The sequence below is a fragment of the Flavobacterium bomense genome (assembly GCF_003970355.1).
In genome coordinates this window covers 54,886-75,835 of sequence record NZ_RYDJ01000010.1, presented here as the reverse complement: position 1 = coordinate 75,835, position 20,950 = coordinate 54,886, and the positions used below count along the sequence as shown (strand labels likewise).

Annotated in this window: 18 protein-coding genes and 1 other RNA gene; 15 read left to right on the top strand and 4 right to left on the bottom strand. The window is 34.8% G+C overall.

Going from position 1 to position 20,950, the window contains the following annotated elements; genetic code table 11:
- Positions 1 to 33 precede the first annotated feature (33 nt).
- Positions 34 to 918 carry a hypothetical protein gene (locus EKL98_RS09935; RefSeq protein ID WP_126453393.1) on the top strand — a complete coding sequence of 295 codons (885 nt, stop codon included), beginning with the start codon at positions 34 to 36 and terminating at the stop codon, positions 916 to 918.
- Between the two features lie 48 nt (positions 919 to 966).
- Here the strand turns inward: EKL98_RS09935 and hutI are convergent, their stop codons facing one another.
- A complete protein-coding gene (gene hutI, locus EKL98_RS09930) occupies positions 967 to 2,205 on the bottom strand; it encodes an imidazolonepropionase (RefSeq protein WP_126562190.1) in 1,239 nt (412 codons plus the stop codon).
- Between the two features lie 11 nt (positions 2,206 to 2,216).
- Complete coding sequence (locus tag EKL98_RS09925) at positions 2,217 to 3,293, bottom strand: glutaminyl-peptide cyclotransferase (RefSeq protein ID WP_126562189.1); 1,077 nt, start codon at positions 3,291 to 3,293, stop codon at positions 2,217 to 2,219.
- A gap of 86 nt (positions 3,294 to 3,379) precedes the next feature.
- On the opposite strand from EKL98_RS09925, the gene ffs reads away from it, so the two are divergent.
- The 3 genes from ffs (at position 3,380) to fsa (ending at position 5,189) form a co-directional block, all read left to right on the top strand.
- Positions 3,380 to 3,477: signal recognition particle sRNA small type (gene ffs, locus EKL98_RS09920), an RNA gene on the top strand.
- A 111-nt stretch (positions 3,478 to 3,588) separates the two neighbouring features.
- On the top strand, positions 3,589 to 4,392 hold the full coding sequence (locus tag EKL98_RS09915) for an SDR family oxidoreductase (protein WP_126562188.1): 804 nt from the start codon (positions 3,589 to 3,591) through the stop codon (positions 4,390 to 4,392).
- A 140-nt stretch (positions 4,393 to 4,532) separates the two neighbouring features.
- A complete protein-coding gene (gene fsa, locus EKL98_RS09910) occupies positions 4,533 to 5,189 on the top strand; it encodes a fructose-6-phosphate aldolase (RefSeq protein ID WP_126562187.1) in 657 nt (218 codons plus the stop codon).
- A 120-nt stretch (positions 5,190 to 5,309) separates the two neighbouring features.
- Here fsa and EKL98_RS09905 read toward each other — a convergent pair whose 3' ends face one another.
- Positions 5,310 to 6,971, bottom strand: coding sequence for an MFS transporter (locus EKL98_RS09905; protein WP_126562186.1), 1,662 nt, complete (start codon positions 6,969 to 6,971; stop codon positions 5,310 to 5,312).
- 346 nt (positions 6,972 to 7,317) lie between these two features.
- Between EKL98_RS09905 and nagB the strand changes: the two genes are divergently transcribed.
- The 3 genes from nagB to EKL98_RS09890 all read left to right on the top strand — a co-directional run bounded on the left by nagB (position 7,318) and on the right by EKL98_RS09890 (position 13,113).
- Positions 7,318 to 9,255 (top strand): glucosamine-6-phosphate deaminase, encoded by a 1,938-nt coding sequence (nagB, locus tag EKL98_RS09900; protein WP_126562185.1) that lies wholly within the window; start codon positions 7,318 to 7,320, stop codon positions 9,253 to 9,255.
- A 24-nt stretch (positions 9,256 to 9,279) separates the two neighbouring features.
- The gene (locus EKL98_RS09895) at positions 9,280 to 11,307 is read left to right on the top strand and encodes a beta-N-acetylhexosaminidase (protein ID WP_126459927.1); all 2,028 of its coding nucleotides are present in this window, start codon (positions 9,280 to 9,282) and stop codon (positions 11,305 to 11,307) included.
- 186 nt (positions 11,308 to 11,493) lie between these two features.
- Positions 11,494 to 13,113: an ABC-F family ATP-binding cassette domain-containing protein gene (locus EKL98_RS09890; protein WP_126453416.1), complete on the top strand. Its 1,620-nt coding sequence runs from the start codon at positions 11,494 to 11,496 to the stop codon at positions 13,111 to 13,113.
- 94 nt (positions 13,114 to 13,207) lie between these two features.
- Here the strand turns inward: EKL98_RS09890 and EKL98_RS17870 are convergent, their stop codons facing one another.
- On the bottom strand, positions 13,208 to 13,381 hold the full coding sequence (locus tag EKL98_RS17870; RefSeq protein WP_199739574.1) for a hypothetical protein: 174 nt from the start codon (positions 13,379 to 13,381) through the stop codon (positions 13,208 to 13,210).
- A 210-nt stretch (positions 13,382 to 13,591) separates the two neighbouring features.
- Between EKL98_RS17870 and pyrR the strand changes: the two genes are divergently transcribed.
- The 8 genes from pyrR to EKL98_RS09850 all read left to right on the top strand — a co-directional run bounded on the left by pyrR (position 13,592) and on the right by EKL98_RS09850 (position 20,900).
- Positions 13,592 to 14,131, top strand: a complete 540-nt coding sequence (gene pyrR / locus EKL98_RS09885) for a bifunctional pyr operon transcriptional regulator/uracil phosphoribosyltransferase PyrR (RefSeq protein ID WP_126555710.1) — start codon at positions 13,592 to 13,594, stop codon at positions 14,129 to 14,131.
- Between the two features lie 46 nt (positions 14,132 to 14,177).
- Positions 14,178 to 15,104 (top strand): aspartate carbamoyltransferase catalytic subunit, encoded by a 927-nt coding sequence (locus EKL98_RS09880; RefSeq protein ID WP_126555712.1) that lies wholly within the window; start codon positions 14,178 to 14,180, stop codon positions 15,102 to 15,104.
- A gap of 77 nt (positions 15,105 to 15,181) precedes the next feature.
- Positions 15,182 to 15,514, top strand: a complete 333-nt coding sequence (locus EKL98_RS09875; RefSeq protein ID WP_126459918.1) for a ribonuclease Z — start codon at positions 15,182 to 15,184, stop codon at positions 15,512 to 15,514.
- 95 nt (positions 15,515 to 15,609) lie between these two features.
- Entirely contained in the window at positions 15,610 to 16,515 is a 906-nt protein-coding gene (locus EKL98_RS09870) for a ribonuclease Z (RefSeq protein ID WP_126459916.1), read from the top strand.
- Positions 16,516 to 16,611: 96 nt separating this feature from the next.
- Positions 16,612 to 17,256, top strand: coding sequence for a pyridoxamine 5'-phosphate oxidase (pdxH, locus tag EKL98_RS09865; RefSeq protein ID WP_126562184.1), 645 nt, complete (start codon positions 16,612 to 16,614; stop codon positions 17,254 to 17,256).
- A gap of 165 nt (positions 17,257 to 17,421) precedes the next feature.
- Complete coding sequence (locus tag EKL98_RS09860) at positions 17,422 to 17,925, top strand: CAP domain-containing protein (protein WP_126562183.1); 504 nt, start codon at positions 17,422 to 17,424, stop codon at positions 17,923 to 17,925.
- Between the two features lie 413 nt (positions 17,926 to 18,338).
- A complete protein-coding gene (locus tag EKL98_RS09855; protein WP_126454843.1) occupies positions 18,339 to 19,193 on the top strand; it encodes a CvfB family protein in 855 nt (284 codons plus the stop codon).
- A gap of 876 nt (positions 19,194 to 20,069) precedes the next feature.
- Positions 20,070 to 20,900, top strand: a complete 831-nt coding sequence (locus tag EKL98_RS09850; protein WP_126459908.1) for a 1,4-dihydroxy-2-naphthoyl-CoA synthase — start codon at positions 20,070 to 20,072, stop codon at positions 20,898 to 20,900.
- Positions 20,901 to 20,950: the final 50 nt, after the last annotated feature.

The following is a 20,950-nucleotide window of genomic DNA, read 5'->3' as shown; positions in this document are numbered from 1 at the left end:
TGTTAAATTTGTAAAAATTAAATTAATTAAAAGATGGAAAATCAAAAAAGCAGTTCAAGTCTTAAGGCGGTTATAGCAGTGTTGGCTATTTTATTAGTGGGGAGTTTGGTTTACATTTTTAAAATGACTTCCGACGCAGATACCGTTAAAACAGAATTGAAAACTACATTGACCGAAAAAGAATCGGTTATGAAAGATTTGCAGGAATTAAAATCAACGTATGATGCCGCAATTGCTGAAAACACATCCATGTCTGATGAGTTAATTCAAGAAAGAGATAAAGTAGTAAACTTGATGAATGATTTGAGTAAGTCCAAAGGGGATGTAGCTTCATTATCTAAATACAGAACTCAATTCAATGCTTTGCAGGGAAATATGAAAGTTTTAATGGCTGAAAATGAAGGGTTGAAAAAAGAAAACACAACCTTAACTACACAACGAGACAGTACTGTAGTGGTCTTGGGAGAATCTAAAAAATACAACGAAGTATTAGTTGGACAAAACGAAGAATTATCTAAAGCGGTTGAAAAAGGATCTAAATTAACGGTTTTAAATACTAGAGGAACAGCTTTTAAATTAAGAAGTTCTGGAAAACAAATTGAGACAGACAAAGCAAGTAGAGCCGATGTTTTAAGAGTTAATTTTACGATTGCTGAAAATCAAATTGCTATGTCCGGTGACAAAATGTATTACGTACAAGTAATTGACAGCAAAAATAATGTATTAGGAGACAAGAAAACGGAAAATTTTGGTGAGAATACGTTAACATACAGTTTTGCAACTAATGTGAAATATGAAAACAAAACAATTCTAGTTTCTGAGGATTTAAAAGGGAAAGATTTTGCTAAAGGAACGTATTTTATCAATATTTTTAATAAAGATGTTTTAGTTTCAAAAACAAGTTTTGTGTTGAGATAATCAAAAATTGAAATAATTAGGAAAGAGGAACATGCTGTTCCTCTTTTTTTATGAAATAATTTCACCTTCAATCAGTACCGTTTCAATTAGAGTACTGCCAAAAGCGTATGGAAGCTGGTAATAGGATGTAATGGGTTTTGTAATAATTAGATTTGCTTTTTTGCCAATAGTAATGCTTCCATGAGTTTCAGAAATTCCCATGGCGTAAGCTCCATTTATTGTGGCAGCATTGATGGCTTCTTCGGGAGTCATTTTCATTTTGATGCATGCCGTTGCTACAACAAAATTCATATTTCCTGAAGGAGTAGAGCCCGGATTGTAATCCGTTGCAAGGGCAATAGGAAGTCCTGCCGCGATCATTGCTCGTGCGGGAGTGTAAGGAATGCTTAAAAAATATGAGCAAGAAGGCAATGCAACAGGCATTGTGTCGGTATTTTTCAACGCTTTGATATCTTCCGGTTTCATAACCTCTAAATGATCTACTGATAACGCGTTGTATTCAATTCCTGCTTGAATTCCGCCAATTGAGTTGAACTGATTGACGTGAATTTTTGGCTTTAAGCCAAATTTAATTCCGGCTTCCATAATTTTTCGGGTTTCTTCAACAGTAAAATAACCCGCTTCACAAAACACATCGATGAAATCTGCCAGTTTGTTTTTGGCAATTTCAGGAAGCATATCGTTGATAATTAAATCGATATAACCTTGATGGTTTGTTGCATATTCCAATGGAAAAGCGTGAGCACCCAGAAAAGTTGCTTTTATAGTAATGGGATAATTTTTTGATAGCCGCTGAACCACGCGAAGCATTTTCAATTCTCCATCCAGCGTCAAGCCATATCCTGATTTGATTTCTACAGCTCCGGTTCCCAGTTGCATGACTTCCTCCAGACGCACCTTGGATTGGTTATAAATTTCATCTTCGGGAGTTTCGTTAAGTTTTGTAGCTGAATTTAAAATTCCACCACCACAATTGGCGATTTCTTCATACGACAAGCCATTAATCCGATCTACAAATTCCTGTTCTCTATTTCCCGCATACACAATGTGCGTGTGACTGTCACACCATGAAGGTAAAACTATTTTGCCAGTGGCATCAATTATTTTGTCAGCATGTAATTCCGGCAAATTATCCATTGATCCAAAATCAGCAATCAGGTTGTCACTAATGACCAAAAAGGCATTTTTGATGGTGGGAAGAATTGCCATTTCAGCACCGGAAACTTTAGCAATAGCAGTTTCCCTAATCTGGAGTAATTCTTTGATATTGATAAGTAGCGTTGTCATTTTATATAAAATTATTCAGAAACTTTGATTTCAAACATTTTATCCCAGTTTTTTCCGGTCACAAAAATGGTTTTGGTTTTTGGGTTGTAGGCAATTCCGTTTAGGACATCTGTATCAGGTAATTGGGTAATTTTTTTCTTCAAATCAGCAAGATTGATAATTGCTTCAACGGCTCCATTTTTAGGATTGATGACTGCAATGGCATCTTTCTGGTACACATTTCCATAAATTTTACCATCAATCCATTCGAGTTCATTGATTGCTTTTATTTTTGTTTCAAAGGAATATACGTTCAAGTAATCTACTTCTTTGAATGTGATTGGATCAATGATCCAAATTTTTTCGGTTCCGTCTGATTGGTATAAATAAGTTCCGTCATTTGTCAATCCCCAACCTTCAATTGATTTGAAATAGGGGAACGTTTTTTCTTTTTTGAAAGTATCAGCATTATACACATATCCTTCATTGTTTTGCCAAGTCAGTTGGTATACTTTGTTGTTGAGAATCGTAATTCCTTCCCCAAAATAATTGTCAGCCAGTTCTACTTTTTTATATACTTCTCCAGTTTTATAGTTTGTTTTTCTTAAACTCGAAATCCCTTTTATTCCAGAACTGTTTCCAGAACCGTTTCCAGTTCCTTCATACAGCGTGTCACGGTAAAACTCTAATCCTTGCGTGTAGGCTTGAATGTCGTGCGGATAGGTATTTACAATGGTATATTTTAATAGTTTTGGTTGAATGCCGGAAACTAATTCTACTCTTCCAGTAGCCTCAGCGGTTTGTCCTTCATAATAAACAAGGGCTTTCAGGTCTTGGTTTCCTAATTTTTGATCTTTTAATTCCAATGATAGTTTATCAAGACCTTTCTTAGAAGCAATTTTTTTATCATTGACGTAGTAAATAATGCTATCTACTTTTTTTGAATTGGGATTCAAAACCGCTAAAGAAAGGACTTCTTGTGGGGTATATAATGCTGAAAATTTAGAATTATCAAAGGTAAATAAAGTGTTTTGGCCTTTTTTTTCCTCGTTGCAACTTGCTAAAGTGATTCCTAATAAAATGATAGATAGGAAGTTATGATTTTTCATTGTTTGAATTTTTGATACCCCAATATAACGTTATTTTTTAATGATTAAAGCTCTTGTAAAAATATAAAAAGATTGTATATTTGCACCGGCAAGTCCTACACGACCAGCTCCTGCAGACTCCCCCAGGATGGGAACATAGCAAGGGTACGTGGTTGAGCGGTGCGATGTAGGTCGCTTGCCATTTTTTTAATCTAAATTTATTTCAGATTCTTTTCTAAATTCACACAAATAAGTAGTCTTCCTTCGGGAGGATTTTTTTATTTTTGGATCTTTCGTACAATAAACATCAATAATCATGAATAAAGTAGTTTTAATAACAGGCGGTTCTTCAGGAATAGGGAAATCTATTGGCGAATTTTTACACCATAAAGGTTTTGTTGTGTACGGAACTAGTAGAAATCCGGAACGAATTTTAAATTCGGTTTTTCCTCTAATTGCTTTAGATGTTCGGGATTCGGATTCGATTCATGCAGCTGTAGCCAAAGTGATTGCGACCTCCGGAAGGCTTGATGTTGTCATTAACAACGCTGGTGTTGGGATTACGGGACCATTGGAAGAAATTCCGATGCATGAAATTAAGAATAATTTTGAGACTAATCTTTTTGGCCCAATTGAAGTAATGAAAGCAGTGTTACCACAAATGCGTACACAACAATCAGGATTAATCATCAACGTGACTTCTATTGCGGGATATATGGGTTTGCCGTATCGAAGTGTTTATTCTGCTTCAAAGGGTGCCCTTGAACTCATCACTGAAGCGTTGCGAATGGAAGTGAAATCCTTTGGTATTCATATTACGAATGTGGCACCGGGAGATTTTGCGACAAATATTGCTTCGGGACGTTTTCATGCTCCGGTGCTAAAGGGTTCCGCTTACGAAACTCCGTACGGAAACACCTTGAAAACGATGGATGAACATGTGGACAGCGGCAGTAATCCAAATGAAATGGCCGAAGCGGTCTATCAGATTATCCAAACTCCAGAACCTAAAATTCATTATAAAGTGGGCGTTTTTATGCAAAAATTTTCAATTGTTTTGAAAAGAATTTTACCAGATAAAGTATATGAAAAAATGCTGATGAGCCATTATAAGTTGTAATTTTGCACCGAATTTATTAGCGTGAGGGATTACAGTGAAAATCCTTTTATTTTTTCTTTAAAAAATAAAAGATTGAAGCGGAAAGCCCGACCCTTGGGTCACGCCCAAAGAATTAGAAACACACAATTAAATTAGATAATATGAAATTTTTTATTGACACGGCTAATTTAGCTCAGATTGAGGAAGCACAGGCGTTGGGCGTTTTGGATGGTGTTACAACTAATCCAACATTAATGGCAAAAGAAGGAATCACAGGAAAAAACAACATTTTGAAACATTATGTTGACATTTGTAATCTTGTTGATGGTGATGTTAGTGCCGAAGTAAATGCTTTGGATTACGACGGAATGGTAAAAGAAGGTGAAGAGTTGGCGGATTTACACGAGCAAATCGTGGTAAAATTGCCGATGACTAAAGAGGGAGTGATGGCTGCTAAATACTTTTCGGATAAAGGTATAAAAACAAATGTAACTTTAGTATTCTCGGCTGGTCAGGCTTTATTGGCTGCTAAAGCGGGAGCTACTTATGTTTCTCCGTTTATTGGTCGTTTAGATGATATTTCTACAGACGGTTTGGCTTTGATCGAAGAAATAAGATTAATTTATGATAACTACGGTTACGAAACTCAAATTCTGGCTGCTTCAGTGCGTCACACGATGCACATTGTAAACTGTGCGAAAATTGGTGCTGATGTGATCACCGGACCACTTTCTGCCATTTACGGCTTATTAAAACACCCATTGACGGATATTGGATTGGCGCAGTTTGTGGCTGATTTCGAGAAAGGAAATAAATAAAAAATGCTCGGTGAGCCATTTTGAGTCTCAGCGAATTGAATAAAAAAATCCCATTTCAAATTTGAAATGGGATTTTTTTTATTGGTTTGGTTTCAATATGGTTTGGTATTATATTTTTGATTAGTGTCCGCCACCAACTTCTACTTCTTTTCCGATTCCTTGTTTTTCCAAAATTCCAATTACTTTCCATCCGTAGAATGCGATGAATGCGAAACATAAAACAGGAATGAAGTAAGAAGCATGAATTCCTATAATATCTGCTAGTTTTCCTTGTAATGGCGGGATAATACCACCACCCAAAATCATCATCACCAAGAAGGCTGAACCTTGGGAGGTATATTTTCCTAAACCTGCAATTGCTAATGAGAAAATAGAAGGCCACATGATACTTAAGAATAATCCACCGCTCATGAAAGCAAAAATAGCGATTGTACCCGTAGTGAATAAACCAATAAGCATGGCTGTCATTCCCATTAAACCAAAAATCATTAAGGTTCTAGACGGTTGATCTTTTCCTAAAAAGAAACCAGCGATTTGGAACAAAATTACAAATGCATAAGCATATAAAGGTGTTACATCTTGTCCGGAAATAGCGTTAGCGGCTAATACGACTCCAAAAGCTATGTAAGGAACTACGATAAGTAAAATTTTCTTTAGTTGAGATGACGGGTTGAAAACTGTAATGGCTCCAGCCCAACGCCCAATCATTAAGCTTCCCCAATACATAGACATATAGGGCGCTAAAGCAGGTCCAGCTATTGAACCAAAATCAGCAGTCACCAATAATTCACCAAGGTTACTTCCTATAGTTACTTCGACACCTACGTAAGCGAAAAGGGCTAACATTCCCAAAACTAATTGTGGGTATTTCATGGCTCCCCATCCTTCAGGATTTTTTTGAGCCGTTGTATTGGCGAAAAATAATCCAATAACAACTACCAAAAGTGTAGAAACCGTTAAGGCTAATCCTAAGTAATCTTTTTCTTTGTTCTCGATAAAACGAGTAATAAATTCAGCATCTTCATAACGAGAAAAGATATAGGCAAAAATAGCAACCAAAATTACAGTGATCGCAATTAGCGTTTTCATTGCTTTATTCGCCGTTTCAAAAGTAGAATCACTTTTTCCGGCCGGTAACTTTTTAGAAAAATGGAATAAGGCTGCTGCCAATAAAAAGAGTGCGCCAACAAATACATAAAGGATTCTCATAGAATCTAATGAATCTGGTTTTTGAGCAAATTCTTCGATATTAACTCCTGCAATAACACCAAACAAGGCGATAGAAACCACTATCGGTCCTATTGTGGTGCCCAATGAGTTGATTCCACCAGCAAGATTTAGTCTGCTTGATGCTGAATGTGGTTCGCCCAGTGAAGCAGCAAACGGCTGTGCCGATGTTTGTTGCAGTGAGAAACCAAGAGCTACAATGAATAATGCACCAAGAATAAACAAATAACTTCCTTGTGTTACCGCTAAAATCATAAGCAGAGCTCCAAACGTACTTATCAATAATCCGTAAATAATTCCTTTTTTGAATCCCCAACCGTTTAAAATATCTTTTTTGGCGATACTGCTAAAAATAAAAAGCAATAAAGCTCCGATATAATAAGCCCCATAAAAAGCAAAATCGATAAGTTGACTTTGAAATTGGTCTAAGCCAAATTTAGCTTTGCAAAATGGAATAAAAATTCCGTTTGATGCTCCAATAAAACCCCAAAAGAAAAATACGGTTATGAGCGTGTAAAGCGCGGAATTGTTAGACTTTGTTTGTTCTGAATTCATAAGTATACATTGGTTAATGATTAAAACTAAATACTTTTATAGCTGTAAGACCGTAAATATATTTGTTAAGTAAATTAAAAAAAAATAATTTAGACTAAATATTGTTATAATTATTGAATCACCACGTTTTATTAAAAAATGATGCTTTTTTTTTAACCTTTTTGCTAATTCTAAAACGACGGTAACTTTGAAATTGGGATTAAATGTACTTTATCTATAGAAATAGTTTAAGATTTTCATAATCTCCATTTTTTTGGATACTCGAAGCAATCTGATTTATGGTATTTTTTATTTTCCTTACTCTTTTAAAAAAACTATCTTTATAATTCAGTATGAAAAACACGATATGAAAAGTGATTTAAGAAGAAAAAAAGATATCAGTTATAAAAGTGCCGGTAAATTCGAAGAAACTAGATTTGAAAAAATTCATAATGAAATTTTCAAAAACTCAACAGAAGCCTCTGTAATTGTAGCGCAGGAAATTGCTGAATTGATTAAATCAAAAGAAAAGCAAAATAAATCTTGTGTTCTTGGTTTGGCTACTGGCTCTTCACCTATTAAAGTGTATGAAGAACTAGTTAGAATGTATAGAGAAGAAGGACTTAGTTTTAGCAATGTAGTCACTTTTAATCTGGATGAATATTATCCGATGACTAAAGAGAACAATCAGAGCTATCATTATTTTATGCATCAGCATCTTTTTAATCATATTGATATTAAACCGGAAAATATAAATATACCGGATGGAACGATAGCTATTGAAGAGCTGAATCAATACTGTATTGATTATGAAATGAATATTAAAAATGCTGGCGGACTTGATTTTCAATTATTAGGAATTGGTCGTACGGGTCACGTTGGGTTCAATGAACCAGGATCCCATATCAACTCGGGCACTCGCATAATTACTTTGGATCACATTACAAGAGTCGATGCCTCATCTGATTTTAATGGGATTGACAATGTTCCTAAAAGAGCAATTACCATGGGAGTTTCTACGATTCTCAGATCTAAAAGAATTGTATTAATGGCCTGGGGCCAAAACAAAGCAGATATAATAAAAAGAACAATTCAAGGCGATATTAGCTCTGAAGTTCCTGCGACATTTTTGCAAAATCATGCTAATGCTACGTTCGTTTTAGATCAATTGGCAGCTTCAGAATTAACCCGTTTCAAAACACCGTGGTTAGTGGGCGAATGTATTTGGACTCAAGAGTTAAAAAGCAAAGCAATTGTTTGGCTGTGTCAAAGTACCAATCAATCTATTTTGAAATTGACCGACAGAGATTACAATAATAATGGAATGTCTGATCTTTTAGCATTAGAAGGTTCAGCTTACGACTTGAATATAAACATGTTCAATGTGTTGCAGCACACCATAACCGGATGGCCAGGAGGTAAACCTAATACTGATGATTCCCATAGACCGGAAAGGGCTAATCCTGATAAGAAAAGAGTGATTCTTTTTAGTCCGCATCCAGATGATGACGTGATTTCCATGGGAGGAACTTTTTCTAAATTAATAAAGCAAGGACATGATGTTCATGTAGTGTATCAAACTTCAGGAAACATCGCTGTTACAGATGACGAAGCCTTAAAATTTGCTGAGGTTTGTACTGATTTCATTGGAGATGCTAAAACTAAAATTGATTTTCAATCCGTTATTGATTTTTTGAATAATAAGTCAGAAAATCAAATAGATTCTCTTGAAGTTCGGAAACTTAAAGCACTTATCAGACGCAGAGAATCGTATGCAGCCGTTCGATACATTGGGTTAAATGAATCGAATATCCATTTTCTGGATATGCCTTTTTATGAGACGGGACTAATAAAGAAAAACCCAATCCACGCGGATGACATTGCTATTGTAAAAGCGATTATCGAAAAAATAAAACCGCATCAGGTTTTTGCCGCTGGTGATCTTGCGGATCCGCACGGAACGCATGAAGTTTGTCTTAATGCTGTTTTTACTGCTATGGCAGCGTTGAAACCACAATCGTTTATGAATGATTGCTGGCTGTGGTTATATCGTGGTGCTTGGCATGAATGGGAAATTCATGAAATAGACATGGCAGTACCATTAAGTCCAGAAGAAGTAATGCTAAAAAGACACGCAATTTTATACCATCAATCGCAAAAAGACCGCGTGATGTTTCAAGGTAATGATTCCAGAGAATTTTGGGTGCGTGCCGAAGACCGCAATAAACATACAGCAAAATTATATGATGATTTAGGACTGGCAGAATATGAAGCCATCGAAGCTTTTAAACGTTTTGACTATTAAAAACATATTGAATACCTATAAACTATGAAATACTTTTTGATCCTATTATTAGTAAGTTTTGTTTCGAATGCACAAATTACCACCGAGCAATTAAACCTGATGCCTTGGCCACAAAATATAAAGTTGACCGCTGGCACTTTTGCTTTAAGCAAAAAATTTAAAGTGAATATTACCGGGAATCCTAATCCCAGAATTTTTATAGGCGCAACCAATTTCCTGCGACGATTAGATGGCAGAACGGGATTGTTTCTCGAACAAAGTTTTTTGACAGAAGTCAACGAAAGTCCGGAAGCTGAATTGCAGATAAATTGTGTTCGCAACGGAAAAATAGAAATAAATGAAGATGAAAGTTACGAATTGAAAATTGCTTCTAATCAAATAACCATTAATGCCACAAGTGATTTAGGGGCTTTGCATGGTTTGGAGACGTTATTACAATTGCTTCAGAATAATAGTACGTCATTTTACTTTCCGGTTGTTGAAATCTCGGATTCGCCACGTTTTACCTGGAGAGGCCTGATGATTGATGCGGCAAGACATTTTCAACCGGTAGATGTTATCAAAAGAAATCTGGACGCTATGGCTTCGATGAAAATGAATGTTTTCCATTGGCATTTAGCCGATGATCAAGGTTGGAGAATTGAATTAAAAAATCATCCAAAATTGACAGAATTAGCCTCAGATGGAAATTTTTATACTCAGGAAGAAATTAAAAATATTGTAAAATATGCTGATGAAAGAGGGATTCTGGTTATTCCTGAAATAGATGTTCCTGGACATGCATCGGCATTGCTGACTGCCTATCCTGAAATAGGAAGTAAAGTAGGTGAGGGGGAAATCACGTATGAAGTACAAAGAAATTCAGGAATTTTTAATGCGACTTTAGACCCTATAAATCCAAAAACCTACGAAGTTTTAAGTTCGATTTTTGATGAAGTGTGCCCGTTATTTCCAAGTAGTTATTTTCATATTGGAGGTGACGAAAACAATGGGAAGGAGTGGAATGCAAATCCTGCTATTCAGCAATTTAAAAAGGATAATAATCTGGCCAGTAATCATGATTTGCAAACTTATTTTAATATGAAGTTGATTCCAATCTTGAAAAAATACAACAAAAAATTAATGGGTTGGGAAGAAATAATGACTGAAAACATGTCTAAAGACGCCATAATTCATGCTTGGCGAGGAACTAACGAAGGGCAAGAAGCCGGTGGAGCATTGATCAAAGCTGCAAAAAGCGGTTACAATACAGTGTTGTCAAATGGATATTATATTGATTTGATGCTTGGTATTGAAAGTCATTATTTGAATGATCCCATACCCAAAAAGATAATTCTTAGTCCAGAGGAAAAAGCAAGGGTTTTAGGAGGAGAAGCAGCGATGTGGAGTGAACTCGTAACGCCATTAAATATAGATTCCAGAATTTGGCCACGAACCGCTGCGATAGCCGAGCGATTATGGTCTGATGAATCTGTTACCGATATGAACAGCTTACGCAAAAGGTTGAAAACGATTTCTTTTCGATTAGAAGAACTCGGAATTACTCACATTAGAAACAAAGAAGTGATTTTAAGAAACATCAGCAACAATCAAGATACGCGTGCATTGAATGATTTTTCAAACCTTTGTGAACCACTGAAAAATTACAAACGTAATGGTGGCGGAAAGAAATACCGCATGCATTCTCCGTTGACCTTATTTGCGGATGCTTGTAATGCGGATGCTTCGGAAGCACTAGATTTTAATGTTGCAGTCAATACATATTTAGCAAATAAAAGCAAGGAGAATAAAGGGATAGTGACTGACTTTTTTAAGAAGTGGATCGTCCTAAATTCCGATTTAATTGCTTTAAGTGCCAATGCGCCGCTGGTGCAACCTCTTTTGCCCTTGTCTAAAAGTTTGAGTGATGTATCCCAGCAGCTATTGCTTTTAATAGATAAAAAACAAAAAGTAAGTCAAACTGTATTGGAAGATTTATTAGAGAAATGCAATACCAGAAGTCCCGCCGATGTAGAATTAGCAGTTTACGGCAGTTTAAAAAAATTGTTGTAAACAAGAAAAGTAACATTGGCTTTATGAAGTAAGAATTTTGAAATCCTGATAATTTGTGTCAGGATTTTTTTCTGTTAATTGTTGTTCTAATCCGTAAATTAAAACCGTTAAAAATGGATTTTTTTGGAATTCAGTAAATCGTTATTTTTTTCGTATTTTTGCAAAAATTTTATAAAATAAATATTCATGTTAACAGTAAATAATTTATCAGTTCAGTTTGGCAAACGAATTTTGTTTGACGAAGTAAATACTACCTTCACTCACGGTAATATCTACGGAGTTATCGGAGCCAATGGCGCTGGAAAATCTACTTTTCTTAAAATAATCGCCGGGGAAATGGACCCAACTTCGGGACATATTCATTTGGAACCAGGAAAACGTATGTCGGTTTTAAACCAAAACCACAATATGTTTGACGAAAGCACCGTATTGGAGACCGTTATGATGGGGAATAAAACCTTGTATGCGATCAAAAAAGAAATGGATGCTTTATATTTAGATTACAATGATTCAAATGCGGACAGGATAGGCGAGCTACAAGTGCAATTTGAAGAGATGAACGGTTGGAATGCTGATTCCGACGCGGCATCGATGTTATCAAATCTAGGCATTACAGAGGAACATCATTATACTTTAATGGGAGATCTTGAGGGAAAAATTAAAGTTCGTGTCCTTTTGGCACAAGCGCTTTTTGGAAATCCGGATTTACTTATTATGGATGAGCCTACCAATGATCTGGATTTTGAAACCATTGCCTGGTTAGAGAATTTCTTGGCCAATTATGAAAATACCGTAATTGTAGTTTCTCACGACAGACACTTTTTGGATTCCGTTTGTACACATATTTCGGATATAGATTTCAGTAAAATAAATCATTATTCCGGAAACTATACATTCTGGTATGAATCAAGTCAATTAGCAGCAAAACAACGCGCGCAACAAAACAAAAAAGCAGAAGAAAAGAAACAGGAATTAGAAGAATTTATTCGTCGTTTTAGTGCGAATGTAGCCAAATCAAAACAAGCTACTTCTCGTAAAAAAATGATTAGCAAGCTGAATATTTCCGAAATAAAACCATCAAGTCGTCGTTATCCGGCAATTATTTTTGACCAAGAGCGTGAGGCAGGAGATCAAATTTTGAATGTGCAAAATTTAAGCGCTTCTGTTGATGGAGATATTTTATTTAAAGGCGTAGATTTGAATATGGCCAAAGGCGATAAAATCGTTCTTTTCTCCAAAGATTCACGTGCCACTACCGCTTTCTACGAAATTCTAAATGGAAATCAAAAAGCGGATTCCGGAACTTATGATTGGGGAGTTACAACAAACCAAGCGTATTTACCAGGAGATAATCATTCGTTTTTCGAAAACGATTATTCTCTTGTAGATTGGTTGCGTCAATGGGTAAAAACTGAAGAGGAGCGTGATGAAGTAAATATTCGTAGTTTTCTTGGAAAAATGATTTTTTCAGGAGAAGAAGCCTTAAAAACCTGCAGAGTATTATCCGGAGGAGAAAAAGTGCGTTGCATGTTGTCTCGAATGATGATGGAACGAGCGAATGTTTTAATGCTGGATGAACCTACCAATCACTTGGATTTAGAGTCCATTACAGCTTTTAATAATTCATTAAAAAACTACAAAGGTTCTGTGATTTTCACCACTCATGATCATGAATTCTCGCAAACGGTTGCTAATAGAGTAATTGAATTAACGCCTAATGGAGCGATTGACCGTTACATGACTTTTGATGATTACCTAGATGATGAAAAAGTTCAGGAATTGAGAGCTAAAATGTATATTGTATAAAAAGTAATTTATATTTAAGATTAAAAATATCCCGCAATTGCGGGATATTTTTATTAAAAGAAGTTTTTAATTGTCAATCTTAATTAAACGATCATTATTTCTTACCGAAAATCTTATTAATGATAAAAATGATAATAACGATAACGGCAACAACTATAAATATACCAACACCTACTCCAGCTTTGAATATTCCTCCTATTATTGAACAACTTGAAAATGATATTAGTACTATAAAAAGCATCAATAATCTGGTGAGTCCTTTTTGCATGATTTTGTGTTTTTTATGTTAAATGTTAAAATGTAAAATTAGGGTATCACTTCTGGTCGCTATTACATAATTTTCATTCTTTCTTGTAAAATTAAGTACTATAAATATACTGTTTTTTTTGAATTATTTGAATTAGCATTTTCTCTCTTTTTAATTATAAAATCATAAATTGGAATTTGTATATTTGCCAAACCAAACTACACAATTACTATGAGTCAAAAAGTATTACTTACTGCAAAAGAAGTTACTATCATATTACATCGTTTGGCCTGTCAATTAATAGAAAAACATTTAGATTTTTCAGATACAATATTAGTTGGAATCCAACCAAGAGGTGTTTTTTTGGCGGAGCGATTGAAACAAATTCTGGAAAAAGAATATCAAACTCCTGAAATTCAATTAGGTTATCTGGACATTACCTTTTTCAGAGATGATTTTAGAAGAACAGATAAGCCATTAGAAGCCAATAAAACCAAGATTAATTTTATTGTTGAAAATAAAAAAGTCATTTTCATAGATGATGTCCTGTTCACCGGACGAAGCATACGCTCAGCTTTGACTGCTATACAATCTTTTGGGCGACCTTCGGAAATTGAACTGCTGGTTTTGATAGACAGACGTTTCAGTCGCAATTTACCCATTCAACCGGATTATAGAGGCAGACAGGTAGACGCAATAAATGATGAAAAAGTAAAAGTGAGCTGGAAAGAAAATGACGGAGAAGATGGTGTGTATTTAATTACAAGTTAGATTTAAAACAAAAGCCACCTATTAAAAACTATAATCGTAAATAAAAATGAAAGAATTAAGCGTAAATCATTTATTAGGGATAAAATACATCAACAAGAATGATATTGACCTGATTTTTGAAACTGCCGATCATTTTAAAGAAGTCATTAATCGACCAATTAAGAAAGTGCCTTCGTTACGAGATATTACCATTGCCAATATTTTCTTCGAAAACAGTACCAGAACAAAACTTTCTTTTGAATTAGCACAAAAACGGTTGTCTGCAGATGTTATTAGCTTTTCGGCAGCACAATCTTCTGTCAAAAAGGGAGAAACATTAATAGATACCGTAAACAATATCCTTTCGATGAAAGTAGATATGGTGGTGATGCGGCACGCGAATCCAGGCGCTGCTTATTTCTTGTCCAAAAACGTAAAAGCCAGCATCGTCAACGCAGGAGATGGTGCACACGAACATCCTACACAAGCGTTGTTAGACAGCTATTCCATTCGAGAAAAACTAGGTGAAGTAGCCGGAAAGAAAGTGGTCATTGTAGGTGATGTTTTGCATTCCAGAGTCGCTTTGTCCAACATCTATGCGTTGCAAATGCAAGGCGCTGAGGTCAAAGTTTGCGGGCCTAAAACACTTATTCCAAGACATATTGAATCGCTTGGCGTTACTGTGGAACCTAATTTAAGAAAAGCATTAGAATGGTGTGATGTTGCCAATATGTTACGTGTGCAAAATGAACGTATGGATGTCAATTATTTCCCATCCACAAGGGAATATGCACAACTATATGGAGTTGATAAACCACTTTTGGATTCTCTTAATAAAGAAATTATAATTATGCATCCCGGACCTATTAATCGCGGTGTAGAGATTACAAGTGAAGTGGCTGATTCCCATCAATCCGTGATTTTGAACCAAGTAGAAAATGGTGTAGCAATTAGAATGGCGGTTATTTATCTTTTGGCTTCAAAAATTCAATAAACTAATTTAAAACTTTGTAAATTAGCTACTTATAAACCATACTGCTATTAAAGATGCAGTCTCTGAAATTTAATACAATGAAAGTAGATCAAAAAGGACATACGATAACGATTAGGGATACTCAGGGTGATTTTACTTCTTTTTTAATGAAGGTTACCCATCAATATAAAACATTCGAAAAACACAACATAATAATTGATCTTTTGTTGCATAACGATTTGTCAACAAATGATGTTAAATTATTTATGCCATTGTCAAAACAACATAAAAAAGCTAAAAAATCTTTTGTAATTGTCACTTCTGATTTTGATTACAATGCCATTCCTGAGAAATTAACTGTGGTGCCTTCACTATTAGAGTCTCATGATATTATTGAAATGGAGGAGATTGAAAGAGATTTAGGTTTTTAAGTTAGAACACTCGGTTACTTTTTAACCGCCAAATTTATTTAAACAAATATGAAATAACGATTAAACAGTTAACCAAATAACCGAATAAATTAAACTTGAAACTAACAATCCTCGGTTGCTATGCAGCCACTCCACGAACCTTTACCAATCCTACTTCCCAGATTTTAGACATAAAAAACAGACTTTTTTTGATTGATTGCGGAGAAGGAACCCAAGTGCAATTGCGGAAGAATAAAATACGATTTTCTAAAATAAACCATGTTTTTATTTCCCATTTGCACGGAGACCACTTCTTTGGATTAGTGGGTTTAGTATCCACATTTACTTTGCTCAACAGAACTACGGATTTGCATATTTATGGTCCAAAGGGCATCAAAGAAATTATCAAGTTACAATTGCGATTGTCTAATTCTTGGACCAATTACGGTTTGTTCTTTCATGAATTGGAATCGCTGGAAAGCGAAATTATTTTTGAAGACGACAAGGTTTTGGTGAAAACCATTCCATTAAAACACCGCGTGTATACTAATGGTTTTTTGTTCCAAGAAAAATTAGGAGACCGAAAACTGAATTTGGATGCCGTTCAAAATTATGAAATAGAGAGTTGCTATTACCAAAAAATAAAAAATGGGAAAGACATCGCGTTGGAAGACGGAAGAATCATAGCAAACGACAAATTGACATTTGATCCTATTCCGGCAAAGAATTATGCATTTTGCTCAGATACTGCTTACAATGAGGAGATACTTCCTATAATTGAAAATATAGATGTGTTGTACCATGAATCTACTTTCCTTCAATCGGAGGAAAATCTGGCAAAAAAAACATTACATTCTACAGCTAAAGAAGCTGCAACCATAGCTTTGAAAGCAAATGCTAAACAATTAGTTTTAGGACATTATTCCACCCGATATGAAAATATCGGATTGTTTAAAGAAGAAGCCGAAACTATTTTCCCCTCAGTACTCTTAGCAGATGATGGAAAAAGCTTTGAGTTTTAAATACAGAAATCAATTTAGAGTATAAAATAGTATTTGGATTTTTTGATAATTTTTATCAAATCATTCAACAATCAAACATTTTTAAAACAATGAAATATGAACGACTTAAGTAATTACAGAAAATCATACGAAAAGAGTGAATTATTAGAATCGAATATTCCGGAAGACCCAATAAATTTGTTTAATCGCTGGTTTCATGAAGTAGAAGATTATGGTGGCGAAAGCGAAGTAAATGCTATGACGGTTGCTACAATAGGTTTAGATGGTTTTCCCAAGTCTAGAGTTGTTTTATTGAAAAAATTTACTGAAGAAGGTTTTATTTTTTATACCAATTACAATTCAGAAAAAGGTAAGGCTATTGCTGAAAATCCTAATGTGTGCCTGTCTTTTTTTTGGCATACTATGGAGCGTCAGGTAATCATTAAAGGAATTGCAAAAAAAACATCGGAAATGACTTCTGATAGTTATTTTGAATCCAGACCTGATGGCAGTAAATTAGGCGCAATAGTTTCTAACCAAAGTGAAGTGATTCCTTCCAGAGGCTATTTAGAGGAAAACCTGAAGCAGTTAGAAAAAGATTTTGAGAGTGTTGTAATTCCGAGACCCAAACACTGGGGCGGATTTTTAGTAACTCCTTTAGAAGTAGAGTTTTGGCAAGGAAGGCCCAATCGATTACATGATAGAATTCGTTATACAAGTCAACACGATTATTCTTGGAAAATGGACAGACTCTCTCCTTAAAGTAGGAAATATACATATATAAATATCTTTATAATGTAGTTAGTCGATTATTTTTGGTAGTTTAACGATAAAAGATGTAATTTTAATTAATAATAAAAAGCATCTATTAATTATTCTTAAAGTTTTTTGCCCCACAATTTACTTTACACTTAAACTACTACTCTTATGAAGCTAAAATTACTTCGTGCGTTATTGCTCGTGACTGTAATATGCACTATGAATTCCTGTTCTTCAGACTCTTCTGATACTCAAACAGCTGATGCCGTAGCAAAGAAAGTAACTGTTTATTCATACAATTCGATCGAAATAGAAACGATGAATTTGATTAATGCTCACAGAGTTCGCAAGGGTTTAACACCTTTAGAAAAAATTAATCACATGTCTTACAAATCAGAAGAACATGATCATTATATGATTGCAAATAATGTAGTGAATCATAATGATTTTGTGGCTCGTTCCGAAAATATAATGAAAACATTAGGAGCCACATCCGTGAGCGAAAATATTGCTTATAATTACAATACACCACAAGCGGCTTTAAATGCTTGGTTAGCCAGTCCTAGTCATAAAGAAAATATAGAGGGTAATTTTACCCATTTTGGAATTGCAATAAAAGAGGATCCTGCAACGGGTAAAAAATATTACACAAATATCTTCGCAAAAATTTAAGTTGAGTATTTTTTTATAATTAAAAGGCTGTCTTCCCCCAAAAGACGGCCTTTTATTTTTTATGAATAGCCAATTATTTTTAAAAAGGTTTAGTGCTATTTTTTTATTTACAAAAAGTCCAATGAATCTACTTTCATTGGACTTTTTGTATTTGTGTAATCTTACGGAATTTTTATTCGTTTATAAAAAAAACAACTAATTTTATTCTAAAGTAGCTCTTTCATTTTTGGTTTACGTCCACTGATGAGTAAAAGATACTAAATAGTCGGCAGTACAACTCATAATGAAACAACGGAAAGTGATGCTTCTGGAAAACCAAAAAACCTCGGATTCGGGCTTTGTTTTTTTGTGGACGGTTTCTTAATTTACTATTTTCAAACTTCGTACCTTTGCACTTTAGAAATTGAAAGAAAATGATTGAAATAGGAAAATACAATACGCTTACCATATTACGCGATACCAAAGTGGGTTTGTTTCTAGGTAATCCAGAAAAAGATCCCGAAGGAATTCACGACATTCTGTTGCCTAACAAATATGTACCAAACGAATTTGAAATAGGCGAGGAGTTGATTGTTTTTGTGTATTTAGACCACGAAGAAAGACCCGTTGCCACCACATTAGAACCGTATATATTATTGAATGAATTTGCGCTTTTGCGTGTGAATTATACCAATCAGATTGGTGCTTTTATGGATTGGGGAATGGAAAAAGATATTTTGGTTCCGTTCAAAGAGCAGGCGCGTCCTATGGAAAAAGGCAAACGCTACTTGGTTTATCTTTATATGGACGAAAAAACTAATCGTTTGGTGGCTTCCAGTAAAACCAACCAATTTCTAAAAAATGAGGAGCTAACGGTTGAAAAAGGAGAAGAAGTGGATTTGATTGTTTCGCACATTACTGAAATAGGAATTAACGTAATTATCAACGAGAAACATAAAGGTTTGTTGTACAAAGATGAAGTGTATGATGATGCAATTCGAACAGGAGACCGCATGCGCGGCTACATTAAGACGATTCGCCCTGATAATAAAATTGATGTGGCATTGCAGGTTCAGGGGTACCAAAGTATCGAGCCCAATGCAGATAAAATTCTAGATGAGTTAAGAGCCAGCAGAGGTTTTTTGCGTTTGACGGACAATTCACACCCGGAAGACATTAAAACAGTTTTGAAAATGAGCAAGAAAACCTTCAAGAAAGCCATTGGTGCTTTATACCGAGAGAAATTAATCGAAATCAAGGAAGACGGAATTTACTTAATTAAGGAGTAAAATAATACCAACACTATTTTTATGTTTTATCGTTTGCAACCATTAAAAAATTTAGGAAGTTTAGTCAAGGAGCATATTCTTACTGTAGATTAATTTCTAAATGATTTAGAAAAAATATAAAATGTTTAAACAATGTTCAATGTAAATTAAAAAAAGAAAGACTAATCGGTATGATTAGTCTTTCTCTTTTTAATATTGTTTTAGAATAATAAATTCTGACAACATTAAAATAAATTGGATGTTCAAAGTAACTTTATCCACCTCTAACACTATAGTATTCAGGATACTATTTTTAAAACAATAACGTAAGCATAAAGTACTTTAAAGAATAGTTTGTCTTTAAATGTCCAGTCAGTTGCGTAGCATTTTTGAAAATAATTTCACAATAAAGCCACTGGTTTTATATATATTGGAAGATAATTTTCTAAACAATTGTTTATTAATGTCTCACTTATGCAAGAACAAGAAAAATAGCTCTTTAGTTAACCGTGGGTGTTACTTTTATTTTTACTGCTGAAGCAAATGATTTTCTCATAAACTCGTTAATCAGGGCTTTTGAAATAGTGTTATAAGTTATTACCGTAGAAAAACGAGTGACAACATTTTTAATGGTATTCAATACATTCTTTTTTTAGGTTAATAAATCAGTGAAAAATCAATAATTAAATGAGATAAATAATTCGTATTTATCTGATTAGCTGATTATAAAGTTAGAAATAATTTGGATTCCCAACTGTTAAAACGCTATTTTTTGGTCGTTTTTTAACATTACATAGCCTTTAATGAGAGAAATATTACCATAAGCTTGTCTAAATAGAATAGATAAAATGTAAAAAATGATTTATTTTTACACTATAATAATTAAAATCAATTGTAATGGATTGGATTACTGCTAAAGAATACGAAGATATCACTTATAAGAAATGCAATGGCGTTGCCAGAATTGCTTTTAACAGGCCGGATGTGCGCAATGCATTTCGTCCAAAAACGACAGCTGAATTGTATAATGCCTTTTATGATGCGCAGGAAGATACTTCAATTGGAGTAGTTTTACTTTCTGCCGAAGGACCTTCTTCTAAGGATGGCGTATATTCTTTTTGTAGCGGAGGCGATCAAAACGCACGTGGTCATCAAGGATATGTAGGCGATGACGGACAGCATCGTTTGAACATCTTAGAAGTACAACGCTTAATCCGATTCATGCCAAAAGTAGTTATCGCCGTAGTTCCTGGATGGGCTGTAGGCGGCGGACATAGTTTACATGTGGTCTGCGATTTGACTTTGGCAAGTAAAGAACACGCTATTTTCAAACAAACTGATGCCGATGTAACCAGTTTTGATGGTGGATATGGTTCAGCTTATTTAGCTAAAATGGTGGGACAGAAAAAAGCACGTGAAATTTTCTTTTTGGGACGCAATTATTCGGCTCAGGATGCTATGGATATGGGAATGGTGAACGCTGTGATTCCTCACGCTGAATTAGAAAATACGGCTTACGAATGGGCGCAGGAAATCTTGCAAAAATCTCCAATGGCTATTAAAATGCTAAAATTTGCGATGAATCTTACGGATGATGGAATGGTGGGACAACAGGTTTTTGCCGGTGAGGCCACTAGACTTGCCTATATGACAGAAGAAGCTAAAGAAGGCAGGAATGCATTCTTGGAAAAAAGAAAGCCGAATTTTGAGAAAAAATGGTTGCCGTAATTGAGTATTCAGTTATAAGTGTTCAGTAGTCGGTCGCCATCAAGAACGCA